Annotated in this window: 18 protein-coding genes; 14 read left to right on the top strand and 4 right to left on the bottom strand. The window is 73.1% G+C overall.

Annotation, left to right across the window (positions count from 1 at the left end; genetic code table 11):
• Window positions 1-55: 55 nt before the first annotated feature.
• Together CF165_RS22755 and CF165_RS22750 are read right to left on the bottom strand one after the other, a co-directional pair.
• Window positions 56-1,156, bottom strand: coding sequence for an aldose epimerase family protein (locus CF165_RS22755; RefSeq protein WP_093949567.1), 1,101 nt, complete (start codon window positions 1,154-1,156; stop codon window positions 56-58).
• Window positions 1,157-1,311: 155 nt separating this feature from the next.
• Window positions 1,312-2,562 carry a PucR family transcriptional regulator gene (locus tag CF165_RS22750; RefSeq protein ID WP_093949591.1) on the bottom strand — a complete coding sequence of 417 codons (1,251 nt, stop codon included), beginning with the start codon at window positions 2,560-2,562 and terminating at the stop codon, window positions 1,312-1,314.
• Window positions 2,563-2,843: 281 nt separating this feature from the next.
• On the opposite strand from CF165_RS22750, the gene CF165_RS22745 reads away from it, so the two are divergent.
• From CF165_RS22745 to CF165_RS22715, 7 genes are all read left to right on the top strand, one after another.
• Window positions 2,844-4,850 (top strand): MMPL family transporter, encoded by a 2,007-nt coding sequence (locus tag CF165_RS22745; protein ID WP_093949566.1) that lies wholly within the window; start codon window positions 2,844-2,846, stop codon window positions 4,848-4,850.
• On the top strand, window positions 4,847-6,232 hold the full coding sequence (locus CF165_RS22740; protein WP_093949565.1) for an MFS transporter: 1,386 nt from the start codon (window positions 4,847-4,849) through the stop codon (window positions 6,230-6,232). The genes CF165_RS22745 and CF165_RS22740 overlap by 4 nt, the downstream gene beginning before the upstream one ends.
• A 92-nt stretch (window positions 6,233-6,324) precedes the next feature.
• The gene (locus CF165_RS22735; RefSeq protein ID WP_093949564.1) at window positions 6,325-8,076 is read left to right on the top strand and encodes a fatty acyl-AMP ligase; all 1,752 of its coding nucleotides are present in this window, start codon (window positions 6,325-6,327) and stop codon (window positions 8,074-8,076) included.
• Window positions 8,073-14,390, top strand: a complete 6,318-nt coding sequence (locus CF165_RS22730; protein WP_093949563.1) for a type I polyketide synthase — start codon at window positions 8,073-8,075, stop codon at window positions 14,388-14,390. The genes CF165_RS22735 and CF165_RS22730 overlap by 4 nt, the downstream gene beginning before the upstream one ends.
• Window positions 14,390-15,967, top strand: coding sequence for an acyl-CoA carboxylase subunit beta (locus CF165_RS22725; RefSeq protein WP_093949562.1), 1,578 nt, complete (start codon window positions 14,390-14,392; stop codon window positions 15,965-15,967). The genes CF165_RS22730 and CF165_RS22725 overlap by 1 nt, the downstream gene beginning before the upstream one ends.
• Before the next feature lie 41 nt (window positions 15,968-16,008).
• Window positions 16,009-16,965 carry an alpha/beta hydrolase gene (locus tag CF165_RS22720; protein ID WP_439098516.1) on the top strand — a complete coding sequence of 319 codons (957 nt, stop codon included), beginning with the start codon at window positions 16,009-16,011 and terminating at the stop codon, window positions 16,963-16,965.
• A gap of 29 nt (window positions 16,966-16,994) precedes the next feature.
• Window positions 16,995-18,209, top strand: a complete 1,215-nt coding sequence (locus CF165_RS22715; protein ID WP_240521733.1) for a lipase family protein — start codon at window positions 16,995-16,997, stop codon at window positions 18,207-18,209.
• Between the two features lie 56 nt (window positions 18,210-18,265).
• On the opposite strand, the gene CF165_RS22710 is transcribed toward CF165_RS22715, so the two are convergent.
• Both CF165_RS22710 and CF165_RS22705 read right to left on the bottom strand, forming a co-directional pair.
• On the bottom strand, window positions 18,266-18,925 hold the full coding sequence (locus CF165_RS22710; RefSeq protein ID WP_093949561.1) for a cutinase family protein: 660 nt from the start codon (window positions 18,923-18,925) through the stop codon (window positions 18,266-18,268).
• A 171-nt stretch (window positions 18,926-19,096) separates the two neighbouring features.
• Entirely contained in the window at window positions 19,097-19,774 is a 678-nt protein-coding gene (locus CF165_RS22705) for a TetR/AcrR family transcriptional regulator (protein ID WP_093949560.1), read from the bottom strand.
• Between the two features lie 79 nt (window positions 19,775-19,853).
• On the opposite strand from CF165_RS22705, the gene CF165_RS22700 reads away from it, so the two are divergent.
• The 7 genes from CF165_RS22700 to CF165_RS22670 all read left to right on the top strand — a co-directional run bounded on the left by CF165_RS22700 (window position 19,854) and on the right by CF165_RS22670 (window position 26,151).
• Entirely contained in the window at window positions 19,854-21,062 is a 1,209-nt protein-coding gene (locus CF165_RS22700; protein ID WP_240521732.1) for a PucR family transcriptional regulator, read from the top strand.
• Window positions 21,063-21,132: 70 nt separating this feature from the next.
• Window positions 21,133-21,900 (top strand): SDR family oxidoreductase, encoded by a 768-nt coding sequence (locus CF165_RS22695; protein WP_093949558.1) that lies wholly within the window; start codon window positions 21,133-21,135, stop codon window positions 21,898-21,900.
• The gene (locus tag CF165_RS22690; RefSeq protein ID WP_093949557.1) at window positions 21,897-22,778 is read left to right on the top strand and encodes an SDR family oxidoreductase; all 882 of its coding nucleotides are present in this window, start codon (window positions 21,897-21,899) and stop codon (window positions 22,776-22,778) included. The genes CF165_RS22695 and CF165_RS22690 overlap by 4 nt, the downstream gene beginning before the upstream one ends.
• Complete coding sequence (locus CF165_RS22685) at window positions 22,778-23,518, top strand: enoyl-CoA hydratase family protein (RefSeq protein ID WP_093949556.1); 741 nt, start codon at window positions 22,778-22,780, stop codon at window positions 23,516-23,518. Before CF165_RS22690 ends, CF165_RS22685 begins: the two co-directional genes overlap by 1 nt.
• Window positions 23,508-24,371, top strand: a complete 864-nt coding sequence (locus tag CF165_RS22680; protein WP_093949555.1) for a CoA transferase subunit A — start codon at window positions 23,508-23,510, stop codon at window positions 24,369-24,371. The genes CF165_RS22685 and CF165_RS22680 overlap by 11 nt, the downstream gene beginning before the upstream one ends.
• A complete protein-coding gene (locus tag CF165_RS22675) occupies window positions 24,368-25,099 on the top strand; it encodes a CoA-transferase subunit beta (protein WP_093949554.1) in 732 nt (243 codons plus the stop codon). The genes CF165_RS22680 and CF165_RS22675 overlap by 4 nt, the downstream gene beginning before the upstream one ends.
• A complete protein-coding gene (locus CF165_RS22670; protein WP_093949553.1) occupies window positions 25,096-26,151 on the top strand; it encodes an NAD(P)H-dependent flavin oxidoreductase in 1,056 nt (351 codons plus the stop codon). The genes CF165_RS22675 and CF165_RS22670 overlap by 4 nt, the downstream gene beginning before the upstream one ends.
• Window positions 26,152-26,154 lie beyond the last annotated feature (3 nt).

Raw genomic sequence — 26,154 nt, 5'->3', positions numbered from 1 at the left:
ACCGGCCGACGGCGGTGGTCGTTCATGTCGCCGGTGACGGCGCCGCGGTTGTCGCTCACGCCACCGGTGGGCCGTCCGCCGTGGCCAGCTCGTAGACCGTCTCCTGCCGGTAGACCTCGCCCGGCCGCAGCACGGTGCTGGGGAAGTCCGGGCGGTTCGGGGAGTCCGGGAAGTGCTGGGCCTCCAGCGCGAACCCCGCGCCGCGGTGGTACGGCCGGCCACCGGTGCCGGCCAGGTCCGCGGTCAGGAAGTTGCCGGAATAGAACTGCAGGCCCGGCTCGGTCGTCCACATCGTGAGCAGGCGGCCGGACGCCGGGTCCCACGCCCGGGCGGCGAACGGCGAGCCGTCGTCGAGCACCCAGTTGTGGTCGTAGCCCTGCCCGATCACCAGCTGGGGGTCGGGCTCGCCGAGGCGGGCGCCGATCGGCGTCGCGGCGCGAAAGTCGAACGGCGTGCCCTCGACCGGCACCGGGTCGCCGGCGGGCAGCAGGCCTTCGTCGGCCGGGCAGAACCGGCTCGCGTTGATCGCCAGCCAGTGCTCGTGGACGTCCCCGGAGCCTTCGCCGGCCAGGTTCCAGTACGTGTGGTTGGTCAGGTTGACGACCGTCGGCGCGTCGGTGGCCGCGCGGTAGGTGATGCGCAGCCGGTCGCGCGGGTCGACGCGGTAGGTCACCTCGGTGGTGAGCCGGCCGGGGTAGCCCTGGTCGCCGTCCGGGCTGACCAGGGTGAGCCGCAGCCCGGCGCCGTCGGCGTCGGCGAACCCGGCCGCCGACCACACGCGCGTGTCGAACCCTTCGGGGCCGCCGTGCAGGCTGTTCTTGCCGTTGTTCACCGGCACCCGGTGCAGGACGCCGTCGAGGGTGAACGTGCCGCCGCCGATCCGGTTGGCGAACCGGCCGATCACCGCGCCGAGGAAGACCCGCGCCGCGTCGGGCCGGTTGTTGGCGACGTACCCGTCGAGGGTGGGGAAACCGAGGACGACGTTGCCCGGCCGCCCGTCGCGGTCCGGCGCTTCCAGTGACTGGATCACGCCGCCGTAGTCGAGGACGCGGACGGTCAGCCCGCCGGGCCGGCCCAGCGTGTACCGGTGGACGTCCGCGTCACCGGCGCGGCCGAAGAACTCCCGGGTGGGTTCGGGCAGGGGTGCTTGGGTCATCCGACGGTCCTCCAGCGGCTGTTAGCGCTAACAGTCCGTGAAGACTTTAGGTTCGCGGGCACACACGGTCAAGGGACGCCGGGCGGTGTCATGAACGACTCTTTCCCTGTCGCCCGATGACAGGAAAGAGTCGTTCATGCCATCCAGCCGGGCTGTCAGCGTTCGCCGGACGGCGGGCGGGTGCCCAGCAGCCGGTGGGCACTCAGCGCCATCTGCATCTCCAGCCGCTTCGCCGGGTCCGCCAGCCGGTCGCCGAAGAGATCGGTCAGCTGGCTCACCCGGTAGCGGACCGTCTGGGGGTGGATGCCCAGTGCCTGCGCGATCTCCGGGGTGCTCCCGTTGTGCTCCAGCCAGCTCAGCAGTGTCTCCGACAGCCGGGTCTGCTGCTTCACCGTCAAAGTGCCGAAGGGAGCGAGTACCTTCGCCGACAGCTCGTCCAGCAGGAACCGGTCGACCAGCAGCCAGTGCGTCGCCAGGTGGTCGGCCGTGTGTGTCACCGGCTGGTCGCCGGCCAGGCCGCGGCGGACCAGGTCCAGCGTGCGGCGGGCCCAAAGGAGCGACGTCGCCGCGTCGGCCGGGTGGACGCGGGGGCCGACCGCCGCCCGCCAGCCCGGCAGGCGGCCTTCGAGGCCGCGCAGGTCGCGGTCGGGGTTCGGGGTCAGCAGGCAGGGTTCGGGACCGTCGAGGTCGACCAGCACGTCGTCGGCGACCTGCGGCGACGGCGGCGGGTGCTGTTCGGTCCGCGGGTCGAGCGCGATGACGGTGACCCACTCCGGCATGGTCCACTGCGCCGCCCTGGCCATCGTCGTGAGTGTCGCGGGGGACGACGGCGGGCTGGCGAGCAGCAGTTCGAACAGCCGGCGGCGCCGCCGGTCGAGCGTGCCCGTCGCCATCGCCTGCGCCAGCGTGTATCCCTCGACGGAGTACGACGAAATCTCTTCCACGTACGCGAAAATCGCTTCCGCGCCCACGCAGAGCACCGCCGCCGGGAAGCGGTGTGCCTGGCCCAGCTCGGCGATGTAACGCCACGCTGCCCGGCCACCCGCGCGGTAGGCGGCCTGCAGCGAATTGAGGCTCCCGCCGTCGTGGTGAACGCGCTTTCCGACCTCCACGAACAGTTTCGCCCAGTTGTCCTGAGTGGACGCCAGATTCTCGATGCTGTCGATGCAGCTCAGCACCGCCTGCTCGATGGCCAGCACGATCATCTTGCCGAACTCGCCTTCGAGGGGCTTGGCGTACTCCGGAACGGCCCGCTGGACCTCCTCGAGGATCCGCCGGGCGAGCGGGTCGGCGTGCGGGCGGAACCGCCGCGCGAGCTCCGTCGGCAGCGAGCACCACAGCTGCCGCGCGGGGAGAGTGCCTCTCGGGTGCGGAACCGTCGCCGCCTGCGTGATCGTCCGGGTCATGGTCACACCCCTCACCGCACGTCGTGGAAAGATCGCGCCTTCGTCGGCGCGGAGGTCATGTACTCACACAGGATCGGACTTGGCAACCGCCACCCCTGCGCGGAGATCGGGTTCTGTCACCCCGGGGGCAACGGCCGCACCGCAGTTTGTCACCCGCCCGACAAACCCCGGAACGCTCACCGCGGCACGGGTTTCCGCACTCCGATTTGTGAACCGGGACGGTATCTTCGCGCGCCGTCCCGTTGTTAGCGTGATCAACCCCGGCACGCGGGAGGAGACGGATGACGACGCTCGTTTCGTGGTGCTTCCGCCGCGCCGGCGTGGTCGTCGTGCTGTGGCTGGTGGCGCTGGGCGGGCTCGGGTTCGCGGCGCTGCACACCGGCGCGGCCTTCCGCGACACGGTGGAGCTGCCCGCCGCGGACAGCACGGCGGCGGCGAACCTGCTGCGCGGCAGCGGCGTGGCCGGCGCCGAGGAACGCGTTGTCGTTCGCGCACCGGACGGGCCGGTCGACAGCGGTGAAGGCCGCGCCCGGCTCGACGCGCTCGCCGCCCGGCTGACGACGATTCCGCACGTCGCCGCGGTCACCCCGGCACCCGGCCGGGTTTCCGCCGACCGGACCACCGCGGTGCTCACCGTGCGGTTCGACGCGCCGGCCGCGGACCTCGGGCAGGGCACGGCCGACGCGCTGGCCGCCGTCGTCCGCGGCGCCGCCGGCCTCACCGCCGGGGCGTCCGGTGAGCTCGCCGCGATGACGGCGGCCGCGCCGGACCTGGGCAACGCCGGGATCGGCCTGCTCGCCGCGGCCCTGGTGCTGCTGGTGACCTTCGGCTCGCTGACCTGCGTGCTGCTCCCGGTCGTCACCGCCGCGGTGTCGGTCGGCTGCGCGCTGGCCGCCGTGACGCTGGTGTCGCACGTCATGACCGTCCCGAAGATCAGCACCGAGATCGCCGCGCTGCTGGGGCTCGGCGTCGGCGTCGACTACGCCCTGTTCGTGCTCACCCGCTACCGGCAGGGCCGCCGGGACGGCGCCGAACCGGCGGTGGCGCTGGCCGTGGCGGCCGCGACCTCCGGCCGCAGCGTGGTCTTCGCCGGGCTCACCGTGTGCGTGTCGCTGGCCGGCATGCTGACCGTCGGCCTGCCGTTCCTCGACGGGATCGCGGTCGCCGCTGCCGTTTCGGTCCTGCTGACCGGGTTCGCCGCGCTGACCCTGCTGCCGGCGCTGCTGCGGCCGGTCGCCCGGCGGATGCGCGTCCGGCCGGACGGCGGCGGCGGCCGCTGGGCCCGGCTCGCGCGGTCGGTGACCGCCCGGCCAGGGCCGTACACCGTGGCCGCGCTGCTGGTCGTGGCCGTGCTCGCGCTGCCGACGGCCGGGCTGCGGCTCGGCGTGCCGGACGCCGCGTCCGACCCGCCCGGCAGCGTCACGCGGACCGCCGCCGAACTGCTGGAGGCGGGCTTCGGGCCGGGCGCGGACGCCCCGCTGCTGGTGGTCGGGACCGGCGGTGCGCCGGGCATGCTGCGGGAGGCGCTGCTCGCGAGCGCCGACGTCGGCCCGCCAGCCACGCTGCCCGGGGACCGCTGGCTGCTCACGGTGATCCCGCGGACCGCGCCCGACGATCCGGCCACCGGCGAGCTGCTGGCCTCGACGCGGGTGATGGCCACCGTCGTCGGCAGCCCGGACGCGCACGTCGGCGGGGCCGTCGCGGCCCGCGCCGACTTCTCGGCGGCGATCACCGCGCGGCTGCCGCTGTTCTTCGCCAGTGTGGTCGGCATTTCGGTGCTGCTGCTGGCCTGGGTGTTCCGCAGCGTGCTGATCCCGCTGACCGCGGCGGTGATGAACCTGCTGACCGCGGCCGCGACGACCGGCGCGGTCGTGTTCGCCTTCGGCGGCCCGATCGAGCCGTACCTGCCGGTGTTCCTGTTCGCCGGGTTGTTCGGGCTGTCGATGGACTACGAGGTCTTCCTCATCGCCCGCATCCAGGAGGCGTGGCGCCGCAACAATGACACGCGGGCGGCGGTCGTCGACGGCGTCGCGGCGACCGGCCGCACCATCACCGCCGCCGCGCTGATCATGGCGCTGGTGTTCGTGTCGTTCGCCTTCGTCGACGCCCGCGTCGTGCGGGAGGCGGGCGTCGGGCTGACCGTCGCCGTGCTCCTGGACGCGGTCGTCGTCCGGTGCGTGCTCGTCCCCGCGGTGATGGCCCGCTTCGGCGCGGCGAACTGGTGGTTCCCCGGCACCCGGCCCCGGGGCAAGCACGCCCGCCGCGAACTGCTGGGGAGCCTGCGGTGAACGCCCGGGCCGCGACGCTGGTGCTGATCGCGCTCGGGGCGTTCGTCACGACGCTGGACAACACGATCGTCGCCGCGGGGGCGCCGTCCATCGCCCGCGACCTCGGCCTGGACCTCGGGGCGCTGCAGTGGGTCGCACTCGGCTACATGCTCCCGTTCGCCGGGCTCCTGCCGGCGGCGGGCACGCTGATCGACCGCTGGGGACGGCGCCCGGCCCTGGCGGCCGCTCTCCTCCTGTTCGGTTTCGGTGCGGCGGCGGGCGGGCTGGCGGGTTCGGTGTGGCTGCTGGTCGCCGCCCGCGTGCTCCAGGGCGTGGCGGCCGCCTTCCTCGTGCCCGGCCTGCTGAGCCTGCTGCGGACGAACCTCGACGCGCGCGGCCGGACGCTCGGCGCCGCGGTGTGGACGGCGTGCCTCGCGGCCGCGCTGGCGCTCGGCCCCGCGCTCGGCGGTGTCCTGAGCGAATACCTCGGCTGGGCCTGGATCTTCTTCGTCAACCTCCCCTTCGTGGCGGCGATGCTCGCCCTGCTCCCGGGAGCCGCGTCACCCGGCCGGACCGGCGGGACCCGCGCGCCGCCGGTGACGGCGATGATCCTGGTGACGGCGAGCCTGGTGCTGCTCACCACCGCGCTGGCCGAACCCCGGTTCGCGCTGCCGCTGCTCGCGGCGGCGGCCGTGCCCGGCGTGGCGTTCCTCGTCCGGGAACAGCGGGCGCGGGAACGGCTGGTCCCGGCGGCCCTGACCGGCAACCGGGTGTTCACCGGTTCGCTCGTCCTGCAGCTGCTGTGGGGACTGGGGATTTCGGGCGTCTTCTTCTTCACGCCGTTGCTGCACCAGGAGTTCCTCGGTCTCGGCCCGTTCCGCGCCGGGCTGCCGCTCGCGCTGGTCGCGGTGGCGGTCGTGGCCGCGACGCCGTTCGTCCCCGCCGCCGTGGCCCGTTTCGGTCCACATCGGACAGTTGCGGCCGGGCTGGCCGTGGTCGGGACCGGGTTGCTGGCCCTCGCCGCGGTGAACCACGTCCCGGCGCTGCTGCCCCGCGTCCCGGGCATGGTGCTGATCGGGGCAGGCTCGGCGTTCACCGTCCCGATGACCTCGCACGCCCTGGATGTCGTGGCGGAGCACCATTCCGGCACGGCGTCCGGGCTGCTCACCGCGTCCCGGGAGCTGTCGAGCGCGCTGGGTGTGGCGGCGATCGGTGCCGTGCTGACCGCGGTGCGCGGGGTGCGGCTCGACGCGGGCGCACCTCCTCGTGCGGCACTGGCGGCCGGGTACACCGCCGGTCTGCTCACCGCGGCCGGGCTGACGCTCGCCGGCGCGCTGCTGGCCGTCCGCGTATTGCGGCACCGTGAAACCTCGTCGCCACATGACAAACGCGCGGTCCCCTGATCCGTTTCCGAATGAGTATTCGAGTTCGCCCCCGTTGACAACCGCACCGGCGCTCTTCACGCTGCGCCGGTAACCGCTCTCTGCGAGGAGCCATGGAAACTATTTCCCAGCCGGTTCCCCACACCGGCGAAGCAGCTGCCGACGGCGAGTCGTTCGCGACCCTGCTGAGCCAGTGGGCGCGCCGCCTCGGCGACCGGGTGGCCGTGACCTATCTGGACCACCGGGACGGCGGGGACGGCCGGGCGGTGACACTCACCTGGCGCGAGCTCGATGAGCGGGTCGACGCGGTCGCCGCGCGACTGTCCGAACTGGCCGGTCCCGGTGACCGGGCGGCGGTGCTGGCCGGGCAGTCCGCCGACTACGTCGTCGCGTTCCTCGGCGCACTCCGGGCCGGATTGGTCGCCGTGCCGCTGTTCGCTCCGGGCCTGCCCGGGCACGAGGGCCGCCTGGCCGCGGCCCTCGCCGACTGCGGCCCGCGGGTCGTGCTGACGACGGCCGCGGAAACCGGCGCGGTCACCGGGTTCCTCGCCGGTTCCGGCGTGGCACCGGCCGTGGTCGCCGTCGACACCGTGGCCCCGGTCGCTCCCGGGACGCACGACTGGCCGGCGCCGGATCCCGGTGAACCGGCGTACCTGCAGTACACCTCGGGTTCCACGCGCTCGCCGGCCGGGGTCGTGCTGACGCACCGCAACGTGCTCGCCAACGCCCGCCAGGCGTGTGCCGCCTACGGCGCCGAGAGCGGGACGACGTCGGCGGTCAGCTGGCTGCCGCTGTTCCACGACATGGGGCTCATCCTCGGCATCGGCGCGCCGATGGCCGGCGGGCTGGCTTCGGTGCTGATGGACCCGCTGGCGTTCCTCGAACGCCCCGCGCGGTGGCTGCGGGCCCTGTCGGCCAGTCCGGGCGGGATCAGCGCGGCGCCCAACTTCGCCTACGCCTACTGCGCGTCGCGGGTGACCGAAGCCGAGAAGAACTACCTGGAGCTGAGCCGGGTCGTCTCGCTGATCAACGGCAGCGAACCGGTGCTGCCGGCCACGATCGCGAAGTTCCACGACGCCTTCGCCGAGTGCGGGCTGCGGCCGGAGGTCCACCGCTCCTCCTACGGCCTGGCCGAAGCCACCGTCCTGGTTTCCGTCACCGACGCCGGGAAGGCACCCCGGCAGGTCACGTTCGACCGGGCCCGGCTCGCCGCCGGCCACGCCGAGCCGGCCCCACCCGGCACTTCCACGACGACGCTCGTCTCGTGCGGGCGCCCGGTCGGCCAGCTCGTGCGGATCGCCGACCCCGTGACCGGGCACCCCGCCGAACCCGGGGTGGTGGGCGAAATCCGGGTCAGCGGCCCGAACGTCGGCCAGGGCTACTGGGGCCGGGCCGAAGCGTCGGCGGCCACTTTCGGCCTGCCGCCCAGCGATCCGGGCACCGGCGAGGGCTGGCTGGCGACCGGCGACCTCGGCGTGGTCTTCGACGGTGAGCTGTTCGTGACCGGCCGCCTGAAGGACCTGGTGGTCGTCGACGGCCGCAACCACTACCCGCAGGACATCGAGCAGACGGTGGAGGAGCACCCGGCGGTCCGGCCGCATTCGGCCGCGGCCTTCGCGATCGACGGCGGCGACGGGGAAGCCGCGGTCGTCGTCCTGGAACGCGCCAAGAACACCGAAGCCGACGTCGTCGCGGCGACGGCAGCACTGCGGGCCGCGGTGTCGGCCGGGCACGGCCTGCGCCTGCACGACGTCGTCTTCCTGCCGCCCGGCGAGGTGCCGCGCACCTCGAGCGGCAAGATCAGCCGCGCCCGGTGCCGGGAGTCCTATCTGGACGGCTCGCTCACCGCCCGGCGGCTCGGATGAGCGCGCCGGACGCCGCCGCGATCCGCGCCTGGCTCACCGCGCGGATCGGCGAGACCGACCCCGACCGGCCCCTGCACGAAACCGGACTGTCCTCACGGGACGCGACGGTCCTCGCCGCCGACCTCGGCCGGTTCGTCGGCCGCCCGCTCGCGGCCACGCTGGTCTGGCAGTACCCGACGATCACCGCGATCGCCGATCATCTGTCCACTGTGGAGTCCAAGTCGGCCTACGTGCCCCTGCCGGAGGACGGGGAACCGATCGCGGTCGTCGGCCTCGGCTGCCGCCTGCCGGGCGGGATCGAGTCCCCGGAGGCGTTCTGGCGGTTCCTCGACGCCGGCGGCGACGGCATCGGCGAGGTCCCCGAAGGCCGGTGGGAGACGTTCGCTCCGGCCGAAGACCTCGCCGGCGTGCCCGCGCGCGGCGGGTTCCTCTCCGACGTCGCCGGGTTCGACGCGGAGTTCTTCGGCATCACCCCGCGCGAGGCCGAGGCGATGGACCCGCAGCAACGTCTCCTCCTGGAGGTCGTCTGGGCGGCGCTGGAGCACGCCGGCATCCCGCCGAGCCGCCTGCGCGGCAGCCGGACCGGCGTGTTCGTCGGGCTGTCGGCCACCGAGTACGGCTCCTTGACGATGACCGACGTCGCGGGTGTCGACGTCTGGTCCGGCACCGGGGCCGCGGCGAGCATCGCCGCGAACCGGCTCTCGTACCTGCTCGACCTGCGCGGCCCCAGCCTCACGCTCGACACGGCGTGTTCGTCGTCGCTGGTCGCGGTCCACCAGGCGGTGCAGAGCCTGCGCCGCGGCGAGAGCGAGACCGCGCTCGTGGCCGGGGTGAACGTACTGCTGTCGCCCGGGATCACCGCCGGGTTCCACCGTGCCGGGGTGCTGGCCGCCGACGGCCGCTGCAAGCCGTTCGACGCCGGCGCCGACGGCATCGCCCGCGGCGAGGGCTGCGGGGTGGTCGTGCTCAAGCCGCTGCGCGCGGCGCGGCGGGCCGGGGACCGGGTGCTGGCGGTGATCCGCGGCAGCGCGGTGAACTCCGACGGCCGTTCCAACGGCCTGACGGCACCCAACCCGGAGGCCCAGGCGGCCCTGCTGCGCGACGCGTACGCGGTGGCGGGGGTCGATCCGTCCTCTGTGGACTACGTCGAGGCACACGGAACCGGGACACCGCTGGGCGATCCACTGGAGGCGGGAGCGCTGACCGAGGTGCTCGGGGCCGGGCGCGAACCGGGCCGCCCGTTGCTGCTCGGCTCGGTGAAGAGCAACCTGGGCCACCTCGAAGGCGCGGCCGGGATCACCGGGCTGCTCAAGGTGGTGCTGGCGATGACGCACCGGCGGGTGCCGCCGAGCCTGCACTTCCGCACCCCGAACCCGCACGTCGACTTCACCGGGTTGAAGGTGGTCGCGGAAGGCACGGACTGGCCGCGTTACTCCGGCACCGCCCGGGCCGGGGTGTCGGCGTTCGGGTTCGGCGGCACCAACGCGCACGTCGTGCTGGAGGAGTGGCCCGCGGCGGCGTTCCCGCCCCGCGGGGGTGCGGCGGACGGCCCGCAGGTGTTCGCGCTCTCGGCCCGCTCGGCCGAGGGACTGCGGGCTCGGGCCGCGGAGCTGGCGGACTGGCTCGAGAACGGCGAGGTCCCGCTCGACGCGGTCGCGGCGACCCTCGCCCACCGGCGCGAGCACCTCCCGGTCCGCGGCGCGGTGGTCGGCGAGAGCCGCGGCGAAGTGGCCGAGGCGCTGCGCGAACTGGCCGCCGGCCGCGGCATCACGAGCGGCTCGGCGCGTGGTGCCAAGCGCCCCAATGTGGCGTTCGGTGCGTTGGACGCACCGAACGCCACGTTGGGTGCGTTGGACGCAACCAACGCCACATTGGGGTGTTCTGGGGTTGTCTTCGTCTTCTCCGGTTACGGGTCGCAGTGGGCGGGGATGGGGCGGCTGCTGATGCGCTCCGAACCCGCCTTCCGCGCCGAGATCGACGCGCTCGACCCCGCCTTCCGTGCCGGGGCCGGGTTTTCGCTGCGGGAGGCCCTGGAGGGCGAACTCCCGGACCTGGCCGCGACCCAGCTCGCCCTGTTCGGGATGCAGCTGGCCCTCGCCGCGCTGTGGCGGGCGCACGGCGTCACTCCGGCCGCGGTGCTCGGGCATTCGATGGGCGAGGTCGCCGCCGCGGTCGTCGCCGGGGCGCTCGATGTCGCCGGTGGCCTGAAAATCATGGCCGCGCGGGCGCGGTTGCTGGCCGAACTCGACCGAAGCGGCGGCGGCGCCATGGCCGTCGTCGAGCTTTCCCCGGCCGAAGTGGCGGAGTTCCCCGAAGTCACCGTCGCGGTGTACGCGTCGCCCGCCCAGTGCACCATCAGCGGCCCCGCGGACGCCGTCGAAGCCGTGGTCGCGCACGCCGAAAGCCTCGGCAGGCTGGCCCGGCGGCTGCCGGTCGGCGGGGCCGGGCACTCCGCCGCCGTCGAGCCGGTGCTCGGCCGGTTCCGCGCCGCGCTGGCCGGGCTGGTGCCCGGACAGCCCGGAATCCCTTGCTACAGCAGCGTTCTCGACGATCCGCGGGAGACACCCGCGTTCGACGTCGAATACTGGGCGGCGAACCTGCGCCGCCCGGTGCGGTTCAGCCAGGCCCTCCAGGCGGCGGCCGCCGACGGACACACCGTCTTCGCCGAGATCTCGCCCCACCCGGTCGCGTTGGCCGCGATCGAGCAGACCACCGGCGAGACCGGTTTGGCCTCGGCGAGCCGCCGGGTCGACGAGCGGACGGCGTTCTTGACCAGCCTCGCCCGGCTGCACGTCGGCGGTCACGCCGGGGTGCTGGCCGCCCGCCCCGAGACGCCGCCGGTCGAGCTGCCCGGCCCGGTCTGGCGGCACCGGCGGTTCTGGCCGCGGCGCACGGTCCGCTCCGGTGGCGCTCATCCGCTGCTGGGCGTGCACGTCGAAAACCCGGCCGGCGGTCACCTGTGGCGCGGGGACGTCGGCACCGCGGCACTGCCGTGGCTGGCCGACCACACCGTGCGCGACGAACCCGTGTTCCCGGCGACCGGCTTCCTCGAACTGGCCCTCGCCGCGGCCGGCCCCCGCGGGCGCGTCCTCGACCTCGAGCTGTGCGAGCTGCTCCCGCTGGCCGAGCACACCGAGGTGACGACCAGCCTCACCGGCACCGCGTTCGGCGTGCACGCCAAGTCCTCGCAAGGCTGGGTCCGGCACGCCACCGCGCGGATCGGCACCGGCGGGACGCCGTCTCCGCCGTTCGGGGAAGTCACCGGCGACCCGGTCGACCTCTACCGGGCGCTGGCCGAGCTGGGCCAGTCCTACGGCCCGGCCTTCCGCGGCCTGCGCCGGGTGACCGCCGCGCCCGGCCGTGCGTCGGCGTCGATCACGCTGCCCGAGGCCGACCACCCCGCCTACGTGCTGCACCCCGCGCTCGCCGACGCCTGCCTGCACGCGCTGGCCGCGGCCGTCGGCGAGGCGGACGCCCTTTACGTGCCGCTCGCGGTGGCCGAGGTGATCGTCGCCGGGGACCCGCGCCGCGGCGTGCGGGTGGACGCAATGCTGGGGGAGTCCGGCGACGGCGTGCTCGGCAGCGTCCAGCTGGTCGACGCCGACGACGTCGTCCTCGTGGAGTTCCGCGACGTCTACTGCCGCCGGCTCCGCGACACGGCGTCGGCGAGGCTGCTCTTCGAGGCGGCTTGGCGGCCGGCCGAACTGCCCGCCGCGCCGGCGCGGGCGCACCGCTGGATCGTGCTGACCGACGGCGAATTCGCCGGGGACGACGTGCGGACGGCCCGCCTCGGCGACCGGCGGCAGCTGGCGAAACTGCTGCGAGACGGTGAAGTGACCGCGGTGCTCGCCATGCTGGCCCGGGAAGCCGGACCGGACCCGATGGGCGCCGCGCGGCTGGTCGAGACGCTGACCGGCGTCGTCGCCGAACTGGCCGAGCTGCCCGTGCCGCCCCGGTTGTGGCTGGTCAGCACCGGGGCGCAGAGCGTCCTGCCCGGCGAGCGGGGCGACCCGGGCCCGGCGGCGCTGCGCGGGCTCGTGCGGGTGCTCGCCTTCGAACACCCCGAACTCCGGGTGAGCCAGGCCGACTTCGACGGCGACGCGGACCGGCTGTGGGACGAAGTCCGCGCCGACGGGCCGGACGACGAAGTCGCCTGGCGCGAGGGCGTCCGGTACACCCGGCAGCTGGTCCGCCCGGGCCTCGGCGACCCGGTCCGCGACCCGGTCCGCGAAGGCGCGTACGTCATCACCGGCGGGCTCGGCGGCCTGGGCCTCACCGCGGCGAAGTGGCTGGCCGGCCGGGGTGCGACGCGGCTGGTGCTGAACGGCAGGCACGCCGACGGCTCCGGCCTCGGCGACCTGGGCGCGGACGTCCGCGTGGTGGCCGGCGACATCGCCGAGCCGGGCACGGCGGAGAAGCTGATCGCGGCGGCCGTCGAAGGAGGTGTGCCGCTTCGCGGGGTGCTGCACGCTGCCGGGGTCCTGGCCGACGGCGCCGCGATCACCCTCGACGGCGACGCGCTCGACGCCGTCTGGCGGCCGAAGGCGCTGGGCGCCTGGCGGCTGCACGAGGCGACCGCCGGGCACGAACCCGACTGGTGGCTGGTGTACTCGTCGGCGGCGGCGCTGTTCGGGTCGCCCGGCCAGACCGCCTACGCCACCGCGAACGCGTGGGCCGACGCCCTGGTCGCGTGGCGCCGCGCCCAGGGCCTCCCGGCGGCGACGATCGGCTGGGGTGCGTGGGGCGAGGTCGGCGCCGCGGCCGGCTCGGCCAACCCGGTGCTCGACCCGCTCGGCACCGAGGAGGCACTGGCCGCCCTGGACGACGTCCTGGCGCGCGACCGCGCCTCGACCGGCGTGGCCAGGGTGAACTCCGGGGCCGTGCTGGAGCTGTTCCCGAGGCTGGCCGGCCGGCCGTTCTTCACGCTCTTCGCGCCGCGGACCGAAGCGTCCACTTGGGACGGTCTGGACGTCCTGCGCGCCGTCCCGCCGGACGCCGCGCTGGCCGCGATCGCCGACCACCTGGCCGGGCTCGTCGCGGACCTGCTCGGCCTGGCCGGGGTCGACCGGACCGTGCCGCTCACCCAGCTCGGCCTGGACTCGCTGTCGGCGATGCGGGCCCGGGGCGCGGTGGAACGCGACTTCGGCCTGCCGCTGCCGATCCCGCTGCTGTTGCGCGGAGCCAGCCTGGACGAGCTCGCCGGGCACCTCGCCGAGCAGGCCGGCTTCGGGATCGCTTCGCCGCGCGAGCCCGTCGCCGCCGGGCCGCGTGACCCGGCCGAGCGCTGGGTGGCCCGGCACTGGCAGGCCGAACTGGGCGGCCCGGAGCCGGGCGTGCACGACGACTTCTTCGCCGCGGGCGGCGATCCGGAGCGGGCGCGGCGGCTGTGGTCGGTCTTCGCCGAGGAGCTCGAGGCGGTGCCCGCTCTTCCTCGGCTGTTCGCGACGCCGACGGTCGCCGCGATGGCCGACCTGCTGCGCGCGGAGCTCGAAGGTCACGGCGGCGGCCCGGTGCGGCTGCTGCGCGACGGCGTCGCCGCCGAGCCGGTGTTCCTCTTCCACCCGGCCGGCGGGCCGACGAGTGTGTATCGCGAACTCGTGCGGCTGCTGCCCGAAGGCCAGCCGGTGTACGGGTTCGAGCGGATCGAGGAGGACACCGTCGAGAGCAAGGCGGCTCGCTACCTCGAGCTGATCCGCGAGATCCAGCCCCACGGCCCGTACCGGCTGGGCGGCTGGTCGTTCGGCGGCTGCCTGGCCCACGAGACCGCGCGGCGGCTGACCGCGGCGGGGGAGCGGGTCGAGCTGGTCGTCCTGATCGACACGATCCTGCCGCTGCCGGACACCGAAACCCCGGCGGGAGAGCTGCTGCTGGAGCGCTTCGACCGGTTCGCCGACCACGTGTCGCGGACGTACGGGGTGCCGTTCGCCGTGCCGCGCGAGGAGCTGGCCAGGCTGGACGAGGACGCCCAGATCCGGTGGGTCATGGAGAAGCTGACCGAGTACGTGCCGAACATGGGCGCCGGCGTCCTGCGCCACCAGTACGAGTCCTATGTGGACGCCCGGGTCGCCGAGCGGTACACCCCGGGCCGTCACGACGGCCGCGTCCTGCTGCTGCGGGCCCGGGAGCCGCACCCGCTGACCACGACGCTCGACCCGCGGTACCTGCGCACCGACGACACCCTCGGCTGGGACGAGTTCTGCGGCGCGCTCGAAGTGGTGCGGGTCCCCGGCGACCACGTCTCGATGATCGACCCGCCCCACGTGACGGCGCTCGCGGCGGCACTGGCCGGGCGGCTCGGGGCGGGGGTCCGCTGATGGACGAGCTCGCCCCGACCACGGCGTTCCGGATCGCCGACCTCGCCGACCGGCAGGACGAAGTCGTCCGGATCGCCGAAAAGCGGGCCGTCGACCGGCAGCACGCCAAGGGAAAACTGACCGCGCGCGAGCGCATCGGGCTGCTGCTGGACCCGGGGTCCTTCGTGGAGCTCGACCAGTTCGCGCGGCACCGCTGCGCGGAGTTCGGGATGGACGCCCAGCGCCCGTGGGGCGACGGCGTGGTGACCGGGCACGGCACCGTGGACGGCCGCCAGATCTGCGTGTTCTCCCAGGACTTCAGCGTCTTCGGCGGCAGCATGGGGGAGGTCTCCGGCGAAAAGGTCCTCAAGGTGATGGACCTGGCCATGAGCATCGGCTGCCCGGTCGTCGGGATCAACGACTCCGGGGGCGCCCGCATCCAGGAAGGCGTCGTCTCGCTGGCGTACTACGCCGAGCTGGGCCGCCGCACCGCCCACGCGTCCGGCGTCATCCCGCAGATCTCGATGATCATGGGCCCGTGTGCCGGCGGCGCGGTCTACGCCCCGGCGATGACCGACTTCACCGTGATGGTCGACGAAACCTCGCACATGTTCGTCACCGGCCCGGACGTCGTGCACGCCGTCACCGGCGAGCGCGTCACCGCCCAGGAGCTCGGCGGCGCGGCCGTGCAGAGCGAGGTGGCGGGCAACGCCCACCACCGGGCCGCCGGCGAGGAGGACGCGATCGACTGGGTGCAGACCCTGCTCGCGTACCTGCCCTCGAACAACCTCGACCCCGCGCCCGAGTACGCCGACGACACCGATCCCGCCGTCACGGCCGCCGACCTCGAGCTCGACCGGCTGGTGCCCGACTCGCCGACCCGGACCTACGACATGGCCGAGCTGATCGCCCGGCTCGTCGACGACGGCGAGTTCACCGAGGTGCACAGCGCCTTCGCGGCCAACATGATCTGCGCCTTCGGCCGGGTCCAGGGCCGGACGGTCGGCGTCGTCGCGAACCAGCCGCGGCACCAGGCCGGTGTGCTCGACATCGACGCGTCCGAAAAGGCCGCCCGGTTCGTGCGCTTCTGCGACGCCTTCAACATCCCGCTGCTCACCCTGGCCGACGTCCCCGGCTACCTGCCGGGCACGGACCAGGAACGCGGCGGGATCATCCGCCGCGGCGCCAAGCTGATCTACGCCTATTCCGAGGCGACCGTGCCGAAGGTGACCGTGGTCGTCCGCAAGGCCTACGGCGGCGGCTACGCGGTCATGGGCTCCAAGCACCTCGGCGCCGACGTCTCGATGGCCTGGCCCACCGCCGAAATCGCGGTGATGGGCGCCGAAGGCGCGGTGCAGGTGCTGTACCGGCGCGAGCTGGCCGCCCTGCCGCCCGAGGAACGGGAGGCCGCCCGCCGCCGGCTCACCGAGGAGTACCGCAAGCGCCACGCCGGCCCGTACCTGGCCGCCGAACGCGGCTACGTCGACCAGGTCGTCACGCCGTCGCAGACCCGCCTGCAGGTCGCGCGGGCCCTGCGGACGCTGCGCACCAAACGGCAGACCCTGCCGGCCAGGAAACACGGAAACATCCCCCTGTGAAACGAGGTGTGGCGATGACCCGGTTGCGGATCGCCTTGCTGATGCCGATGGTCGCGGTCCTGCTCGCCGGCGGGGTGACCGCCGCCGAGGCGAGCTTGGGCACGACAGCCGACGACGGCGCGAAAGTCGTCCAGGAGACGTGGCTGGACGCCCGGACCGTCGACCTGAAGATCGACTCGCCGGCGCTGGGCACGACCGGGATGGTCCGGCTGATCGTGCCGTCCGGGTGGGCTTCGCAGCCCACGCGGACGTGGCCGGTGCTGTTCCTGCTGCACGGCTGCTGCGAGCCGGTCGACTACCGTTCGTGGGACCAGTTCACCGACGTGAAGGCGTTCACCGCGAACAAGGACGCCCTCGTCGTCATGCCGACCGACGGCCCGGCCGGGATGTACACGAAGTGGTGGAACTTCGGCCTGAGCAGCACCCCGGACTGGGACACGTTCCACACCGCCGAAGTCCGCCAGATCGTCGAACGCGGGTACCGCGGCGGCACGCGCCGGGCGGTCGCCGGGCTGTCGATCGGGGGTTACGGCGCGCTCGCGTACGCGTTCCAGCACCAGGGGATGTTCGGCGCGGCGGCCTCCTACAGCGGCGTGCCGGACACGCTCTACCCGGGCATCCCGGCCTGGATCGCCGGCATCTTGATCCGCACCGGGTTCTACAACATCGTGAGCCTCTGGGGCGACGTCTGGTCCATGAAGCCGCTGTGGTCCGCGCACAACCCGGCCGACCACCTCGGGGACCTGCGCGGCACGGCGCTCTACGTCTCCTGCGGCAACGGGCAGGCCGGGCCGCTCGACCCGGCCGGTGCGCAGGGCGACGTCCTGGAAACGTCGGCCCTGCTGTCGTCGCAGAGCTTCACGGACAAGCTGCGGCTGGCCGGTATCCCGGCGACCGTCGACTACTACGGGCCGGGCACCCACAGCTGGCCGTACTGGCAGCGCGCCCTGCACAACTCGTGGCCGGTCCTGGCCGGCGCGCTCGGCCTCCCGGCCTGAGCGGATTCCTTTCCCCGATGGAGGTTGCGATGAAGCACGTCCATGTCCGGCCCCTGCTGTCGGCGCTCCTGGCCTGCTGCCTGGTGGCGCTCGGGGCAGTGGCCGCGAGCCCGCCCGCCGGCGCGGCGGCGGCACCGATCCTGCCCGGCCCGTTCGACGACTCCTTCTACACCCCGCCGTCGCCGCTGCCCGCCGGGAAACCCGGTGACGTCCTCCGCTGGCGGCCCTCGGTCCCGTTGCTGAACGCGCTGAACGCCGACGCCTGGCAGGTCATGTACCTCTCGACCAACGCCCAGGGCCGTCCGGACGCGGTGACCGGGACCATCCTCGTGCCGAAGGGCGTCGACCCGGCCAAGGCGCCGATCGTCGGCTACGCCGTGGGCACGCAGGGCCCGGCGTTCAAGTGCACCGCGTCCAAGGCGATGGAGCGCGGCACGCTGTACGACCAGCCCGCCATCAACGACTCGCTGTCCAGCGGCTACGCCGTCGCCGTGACCGACTACGAGGGCTACTCGCCGACGACCGTGCCCACCTACATCACCGGGCAGTCCATGGGACCGGCCGTGATCGACTCGGTGCGCGCGGCGCAGAACCTGCCGTCGGCCAAGCTGGCCAAGAGCGCCAAGGTGATCTTCCAGGGCTACTCCCAAGGCGGCGGCGGATCGATGTGGGCCGGGGAGAAGCAGCCCGCGTACGCGCCTGAACTGAACGTCGTCGGCGTCGTCGCGGGCGGGGTGCCCGCCGACCTGACCGAGGTCGCCAAGGGCCTCGACGGCTACATCGGCTTCGGGTTCCTGGCCTTCGCCGCGGTCGGGCTCGACGCCGCGTACCCGGACCTGAAGCTGGACTCCTTCCTCAACGACACCGGGCGGCAGCAGCTGGGCGACGCGAAGAAGAACGCGTGCACCGCGGAACTGCTGCTCAACTACTCGTTCAAGAAGATCAGTGACTTCACGACGTCCGACCCGCTGGGCACGCCGCAGTGGCAGGCGCGGCTGGCGCAGAACAAGCTGGGCTCGCACCCGCCGCGGGTGCCGGTGTTCCAGTACCACGCGAGCACCGACGAGATCGTCAACACCCCGCAGGCGGAGACGCTGCACCGGGCGTACTGCGCGGCCGGGGTCCGTGAGCAGTGGGCCACCTACCTCGCCGACCACGCCACCGGGATCCTCGCCGGGAACGCGGACGCCCATCAATGGATCGTGAAACGGTTCAACGGCGAAACGGCACCTTCGAACTGCTGAGGAAAGTCCGTGAATGGCATGTCGGGCGACCCGACATGCCATTCACGGAACGGGGATCAGACCTTGCCCGCGACGAAGTTGGCCGCGTCGCCCGCTTGGCCGCCATAGCTCAGGTGCGCCAGGATGTCGGTGCCGCCGAACTGGCAGATCGGGTCGCCCAAGGCGCAGTAGTCCTTGGTGCGGCCCTGGTAGGTGCCGGTGACCTGACGGCCGATCGCGCGGATCGGGTTGCCGAAGAGCACGATGGCCGCGATCCGCGGGGCCAGGTCGCCCGGGATGGTCGCGGCGATCGGGCCGCCGACGAGGGCGCCGTCGCTGCTGATGCCGATCGAGTTGTCCACGACGTTGGCGCCTTGGGAGTAGCCGACGAGGACGAACCGCTGCTGCGGGCAGGCCGCGGCCTGCGACCGCACGTGGTTGACCAGGTCGGTGTTGCCCCGTTGCACCGAGGCGGGTTCGATCAGGTCGGCCGGGTAGTTCACGCCGTAGCTGCTCACCGACCGCGGCCGCAGCCGGTTCTGCACCGCGTCGTAGACGGGCTGGCCGACGATGATGCCCAGTGAGCCGGGCTCGCCGGTGCCGCGGGCCACGGATACGTCGATGTCGGTGCACGGCGCGGCCGAAGCGGCCGGCGCGGCGGCCACGGTGAGACCGGCGGCGGCGAAACCGACCGCGGCGGCAGCGGAAAGAAAACGATTCCTGGGGACGCGATTCATCGCTGATCACACACCTTTGTGCCGGGTAATCGGATTCCGCAAGCGCTTTCCTGGAAGCGGGAAAGCGAGCGCTTACCTGCGGGTGATGGCAGGGTCGCAGTGGTCGCGGGCCGAAGGCAAGAGGTGTTTCCGGAATTGTTCAGCCGGTGACAAACAGTCCTATGTGGATGCTCAGTTGGCGCACTGCCGGGCCCGGCGCGCGTCGTCGACGTGGTCGAGGAGCGCCGGATCGAGGCCGCGCAGCGCGGCCATGACGAACCCCGTCGCCAGGTCGCCCGCCGCGATCGGGTCGATCCCGGGCGAGTGGGAAACGTGCATCGCGGCCCGCCCGACGAGGCCCACCATCATCGCGGCGAGCAGGTCCGTGCTGGGGCCGGGGATCCGGCCGCGGGCGAGCAGGTGCTCCCGGATCTGCGTCACGACGTACGTGGTGACGGTGTCGGCCAGCGCGCGGCGCTCGTTCGACATTTCGTCGACCGCCGAGTCGAACAGCATCCGGAAGCTGTCCGGGTGGGCGCCGGCGTAGCTGAACATGGCCATCACGGAGAGCCGGACCTGTTCTTCGATCGGGCGCGGAGCCGTCGTCTCGTAGGCGGCGATCACCCAGTTGCGCAGGGCGGCGACCTCCCGGGTGACGGTCGCGCGGAAGAGGGCCGCTTTGTCGCCGAAGTGCGCGTAAAGGGTCGGCTTGGTGGAACCGGCGCGAGCGGCGATCAGATCCATCGTGGCCTTGTCGAACCCGCGCTCGGCGAACACGGCGCGGGCGGCGTCGAGCAGCTCGTCGTCGGTGGGCCGGGCGGCCGGGCCACGGCGAGCGCTGGATCGATCAGGGGAACTCTGCCGGCTCATGGAGGTGTACTCTACGGATCCCCTGCTTTACTGTCCGGTAAAGCAAGCTTTCCTGGTCACGACCGGTGGAGGAACCTTGGTGCCTCGCGACAGTGCCCAGCAACGCCTCCCTGCCCCGCGGGAGTCCGGAGAAGAAGTACTCCGGAGAGGAGAACTGGCCGCGCTCATGCGCCCGGCCCTGCCGGCGCTGGTGGACTCGATCGTCCGGGAGGTGTGGCGGGCGGTCCCGGTCTACGCCCGGCCGGGAGAGTACGGCCGCGTGACCCGGCACGGCGTCGAGTGCGCCGTCGCGCTTTTCGTGGACCTCGTGGAGGATCCGCTCGCCTCGCGCGACCAGCTGTACGAGACGTGCCGCCGGCTCGGGGCCGGCGAGGCGCGGGAGGGCCGGACCCTCGACGACCTCCAGTCGGCCTACCGCATCGGCACCCGCGTCGGCTGGCGCTGGATCATGCGGCTGGGCCGTCGGCACCGGCTGGCGTCCGCGGTCATGGCGCAACTGGCCGAGATGCTGTTCGGCTTCGCCGACGAGCTGGCCCGGATGTCGAGCCGGGGCTACCGGGAAGCGCGCGCGGAGATCGACGGCACCCGGGCGGGACTGCGGCGGCGGCTGTTGCGCCTGCTCACCGGCCCGGGCACGGTGCCGGAAGCCGTCCTCGCCGAGCTCGCGGCGGCGGCCGGCTGGCCCGTGCCGGGCGAAGTGGTGGCGGTCGCCGCCGAAGCGACGGTGAGCACGTCCTGGGGCCCCGAAGTACTGGCCGACCTCGAACCGCCGCAGCCGCACCTGCTGCTGCCCGCTCCGGCGGACGCGCGGAGCCTCACCCGGCTCGGCACGCGCGTCGCGGTCGGGCCGCCGACGGACCTCGGGGCCGCGGCGCACTCGTTGCGCTGGGCGAGAACCGCCCTGCGGCTGGTGGCGGACGGCGCGCTCCCCGACGCTCCCGTCACGTGGTGCACGGACCACCTGACCGAGCTGTGGCTGCTGTCCGACTCCCCGCTGGCCGAGCAGGTCGCCCGCCAAGAGCTGGCGCCGCTCGCGCAGTTCCCGGACCGGACGCGCGGCCGGCTGGGCGAAACCCTGCTGTCCTGGCTGCAGAACGGCGGCAACTCCGAGAAGATCGCGGTGGACCTTTCGGTGCACCCGCAGACGGTCCGCTACCGCGTGCGCCAGCTGAAGCAGGCCTTCGGCGACCGCCTCGACGACCCGGACGCGCGGTTCGCCATGCAGGCCGCGCTGCGCGCGTCGGGCCTGCGCGTCACCCGGAACGAGTTCCCCTCCACCGAGCCGTAGCCGCTTTCCCGGCACGCCTTGTCCAAAGCGAGAACATGTTCTAGTTTTGGGCGTGGAAGGTGGTGCGCGGGTGAAGACGGATCTGGGCCTGGCCGGGGCCGTGGTGCTGGTCACCGGCGGTGTCCGCGGGGTGGGCCGGGGGATCAGCGGCGTGTTCCTCGCCCACGGTGCCCACGTCGTGGTCTGCGCGCGGCGGGCGGCGCCCACCGAGGCGGAGTTCGTCTCGTGCGACGTTCGTGACGAGACGCAGGTCGCGGCTCTGGTCGAGGGAATCGTCGAGCGGCACGGGCGGCTCGACGTGGTGGTCAACAACGCCGGTGGCGCGCCGTACGTGCCGGCGGCCGAGGCGTCGCCGCGGTTGCACGAGAAGGTCGTGCAGCTGAATCTGCTGGCGCCGTTGCTCGTGGCCCAGCACGCGAACGCGGTCATGCAGCGGCAGGACTCCGGCGGCTCGATCGTGATGATCTCGAGCGTGAGCGGGACACGTCCGTCGCCCGGCACGGCGGCCTACGGCGCCGCGAAGGCCGGGCTCGACAACCTCACCGCGAGTCTCGCGGTCGAGTGGGCGCCCAAGGTCCGGGTCAACGCTCTCGACGTCGGGATGGTGCGGACCGAGCAGTCGCAGCTGCACTACGGCAGTGAAGCCGCGGTCGAGGCGGTCGGGAAGACCGTGCCGCTCGGGCGGCTGGCCGAGCCGGAAGAGGTCGGCGCGTGCGCCGCGTTTCTCGCGTCCGGTTTGGCTTCCTACGTCTCGGGCGCGACGTTGCGCGTGCATGGCGGGGGTGAGGTCCCGGCGTTCCTCGCCGCGGCGGATGTCAATCATCGGGAGGGTTCGTGAGCGGGTTGTGCCAGGGCCGGGTGGTCGTGGTGACCGGGGCCGGCCGGGGGATCGGGCGAGCGCACGCGCTGGCCTTCGCCGCGGAAGGCGCACCGGTGGTGGTGAACGACGTGGACGGGGACGCGACCGCCGAAGTCGTGGCGGAGATCGAGGAGCTGGGCGGGAAGGCGGTGGCGAACACCTCCGACATCGCCGACTGGGCCGGGGCGAAGGAGCTGATCGGGACGGCGCTGGAGCACTTCGGCCGGCTGGACGTGCTGGTCAACAACGCGGGGTTCCTCCGGGACCGGATGCTGGTCAACCTGGGTGAGGACGAGTGGGACGCGGTGGTCCGCGTCCACCTGAAGGGCCACTTCGCGCCCCTGCGGCACGCGGCGGAACACTGGCGCGCGGAAGCCAAGGCCGGACGCCTTCCGCAGGCCCGGGTGATCAACACCAGTTCGGGCGCCGGGTTGCTGGGCAGCGTGGGGCAGGGCAACTATTCGGCCGCGAAGGCGGGGATCGCCGGTCTGACCGTGGTGGCGGCGGCCGAACTGGCGCGTTACGGGGTGACCGTGAACGCGATCGCCCCGGCGGCCCGGACGCGGATGACCGAGGCGGTGTTCGCATCGACGATGGCGCGTCCGGACAGCGGCTTCGACGCGATGGCGCCGGAGAACGTCTCGCCGCTGGTCGTGTGGCTGGGCAGTGCGGAGTCCGCGCACGTGACCGGCCGGGTGTTCGAGGTCGAAGGGGGGAAGGTCGCCTTGGCGCAGGGCTGGCGGCACGGCCCGGAGGTGGACAAGGGCGCCCGCTGGGATCCGGCGGAACTGGGGCCGGTGGTCGCCGATCTGCTCGAGCGCGCGCCCGAGCCCGAACCCGTCTACGGAGCGAGCTGATGGGCGTTCTCACCAAACGCGACGGTCACGTCGAGGTCGTCACGGTCGACTTCCCCCCGGTGAACGCGTTGCCGGTGCAGGGCTGGTTCGACCTGGCCGAGGCGATCCTCCAGGCAGGCAAGAACCCCGAGGTCCACGTCGTCGTGCTGCGGGCGGAGGGCCGGGGCTTCAACGCGGGTGTGGACATCAAGGAGATCCAGCGCAGCGCCGGGTACGACGCCCTGGTCGGCGCGAACCGGGGCTGTTATGCCGCTTTCGGCGCGGTGTACGACTGCGAAGTACCGGTCGTGGCCGCGGTGCACGGGTTCTGTCTCGGTGGTGGCATCGGCCTGGTCGGCAACGCCGACGTGATCATCGCTTCCGACGACGCCACCTTCGGCGTCCCCGAGGTGGAGCGCGGGGCACTCGGTGCGGCGACGCACCTGGCGCGGCTGGTGCCGCAGCACCTGATGCGCACCCTGTACTTCACCGCCCGCAAGATCACGGCGGCCGAGCTGCACGCGCACGGTTCCGTCTACCAGGTCGTGCCCCGGGCGGAACTCGACGAGGCGGCGCTGGCCGTCGCGCGGGACATCGCGGGCAAGGACCCGCGGGTGATCCGGGCGGCGAAAGAGGCGTTGAACGGGATCGACACCCAGCAGGTGCACCGCAGCTACCGGTTCGAGCAGGGCTTCACCTTCGAGCTGAACCTGCTCGGCGCGTCCGACGAGGCTCGTGAGGAGTTCTTGAATGGCCGATAAGCGCACGACCGCCGCCGAGGTGGCGGCCGAGCTGAAGGACGGGATGACCGTCGGGATCGGTGGCTGGGGATCGCGGCGCAAGCCGATGGCGCTGGTCCGGGCGATTCTCCGCACGCCGGTGAAGGATCTCACGGTCGTGTCCTACGGCGGCCCGGACGTGGGCTTGCTGTGCGCGGCGGGCAAGGTGAAGCGGGTGGTGTTCGGGTTCGTCACCTTGGATTCGATTCCGTACGACCCGTGGTTCGGCCGCGCCCGGGAGACCGGGGCGATCGAGGTGACCGAGTACGACGAGGGCATGTTCGGCACGGCCCTGTCGGCGGCGATGCAGCGGCTGCCGTTCCTGCCGACCCGGGCCGGACTCGGCTCGGAAGTCATGCGCGCCAACCGGGATCTCCGGACAGTGCGTTCGCCGTACGACGACGGCGAGGAGCTCGTCGCCGTTCCGGCGCAGCACCTCGACGTCGCGCTGGTGCACCTCAACCGCGCCGACGCCCGCGGCAACGCCCAGTACCTCGGCCCGGACCCGTACTTCGACGAGCTGTTCGGCCTGGCGGCGGACAGGTGCTTCGTGTCGGTGGAAAAAGTCGTCGACACCGCCGAGCTGCTGGCGGGCGGGCCGGTGCAGTCGCTGCTGCTCAACCGCGGCAGCGTGGACGGCGTGGCCGAGACGCCCCGGGGCGCGCACTTCACGACGGCGGTGCCCGACTACGGGCGGGACGAGCGCTTCCAGCGGCACTACGCGACCTGTGCGAAGGACCTCGAGGCGTGGCCGGGGTTCGTGGACCGGTTCCTGTCCGGGGACGAACGACAGTATCTGTCCGAAGTGGACAAGTTCGAGGCGGAGGCGGCATGAGCGCGACCCGGGCCGAGATCGTCGTGGTGGCGGTGGCCGAGCTGTTCCGCGGCGACGGCGAGATCCTGGCCAGCCCGATGGGCCTCGTCCCGCAGCTGGGCGCGAAGCTGGCGCGGCTGACGTTCGAGCCGGACCTGCTGCTGTCCGACGGCGAGGCGTATCTCGTGACGACCGACGGGGTGGTCGAGGGCTGGCAGCCGTTCCTTAAGATGCTGGACACGATCGTCCCGCACGGACGGCGGCACATCGTCATGGGCGCCAACCAGATCGACCGCTACGGCAACCAGAACATCTCCGCCATCGGCGACCACGCCCGCCCCAAGAAGCAGCTGCTCGGGGTGCGCGGCGCGCCGGGCAACACGATCAACCACCGCACCAGCTACTGGGTACCCCGGCACAGCACGCGCGTCTTCGTCGACACCGTCGACGTCATTTCCGGTGTCGGCTACGACAACGCCGCCAAGGCCGGGCCGTCGGCGCAGAAGTACCACGACGTCCACCGCGTGGTCAGCAATCTCGGCGTGTTCGACTTCACCGGCGACGACCACGCGATGCGGGCCGTGTCGCTGCATCCCGGTGTCACCCGCGACGACGTCACGGCCGCGACCACCTTCGATGTCGACATGTCGGCCGCGGAGACGACCCGGGAGCCCACCGGCGAGGAGCTGAGGCTGCTCCGCGAAGTCCTTGATCCGAAGAGCCTGCGCGACCGGGAAGTCCCGGCGTGAAGACCGCGCTGACCCGGCTCGCCGGCGTCGAGCACCCGGTCGTGCAGACCGGGATGGGCTGGGTCGCCGGCCCGCGCCTGGTCTCGGCGACGGCCGAAGCCGGGGCGCTCGGCATCCTCGCGTCGGCCACGATGACGTTCGGCGAGCTGGAAGCGGCGATCGCCGAGGTCAAGAAGCGCACCGGGAAGCCGTTCGGTGTCAACCTGCGCGCCGACGCGGCCGACGCCGGCGACCGGGTGGACCTGCTGATCCGCGAGGGCGTCAAGGTCGCGTCCTTCGCGCTCGCGCCGCGCAAGGAGATGATCGCGAAGCTGCGTGACCACGGCATCGTCGTGATCCCGTCGGTCGGTGCCGCGCGGCACGCGGAGAAGGTCGCCGGCTGGGGTGCGGACGCCGTCATCGTCCAAGGCGGCGAAGGCGGCGGGCACACCGGCGGCGTGGCCACGACCTTGCTGCTGCCCTCGGTGCTGGACGCCGTCGACATCCCGGTCGTCGCCGCCGGCGGGTTCTTCGACGGACGCGGGCTCGCCGCCGCCCTCGCCTACGGTGCGGCGGGCGTGGCGATGGGCACGCGGTTCCTGCTCAGCAAGGAGAGCACGGTCCCGGACGACGTCAAGCGCCTCTACCTCGAGCAGGGTCTCACCGGGACGGTCGTCACCCGGCGCGTCGACGGCCTGCCGCACCGCGTCCTGCGCACCGACCTGGTCGAGAAGCTCGAACGCACCGGCCGTCTCCGCGGGCTGGCGCAGGCCGCGCGCAACGCGCTCCGGTTCCGGAATATCACCGGACTGTCCCCGGTTGCGATGGTCAGGGAAGGCCTCGCGATGAAACACGGCCAGGACCTGACGTGGAGTCAGCTGGTCATGGCGGCCAACACTCCCATGCTGTTGCGCGCCGGGCTCGTCGAAGGCCGCACCGACGCGGGAGTGCTAGCGTCGGGACAGGTGGTGGGCATGATCCACGACCTGCCCACGGTGGCGGAAATCGTCGAGGGCACAGTGGCCGGGGCAGGTGAGATCCTTCGCCGCCTCGGCCGGGAAACGGGAGGTTGAGCG

The sequence above is a fragment of the Amycolatopsis vastitatis genome (genome assembly GCF_002234595.1).
Classification (GTDB): Bacteria; Actinomycetota; Actinomycetes; order Mycobacteriales; family Pseudonocardiaceae; genus Amycolatopsis; species Amycolatopsis vastitatis.
This window is presented reverse-complemented; position numbering and strand designations above follow the sequence as displayed.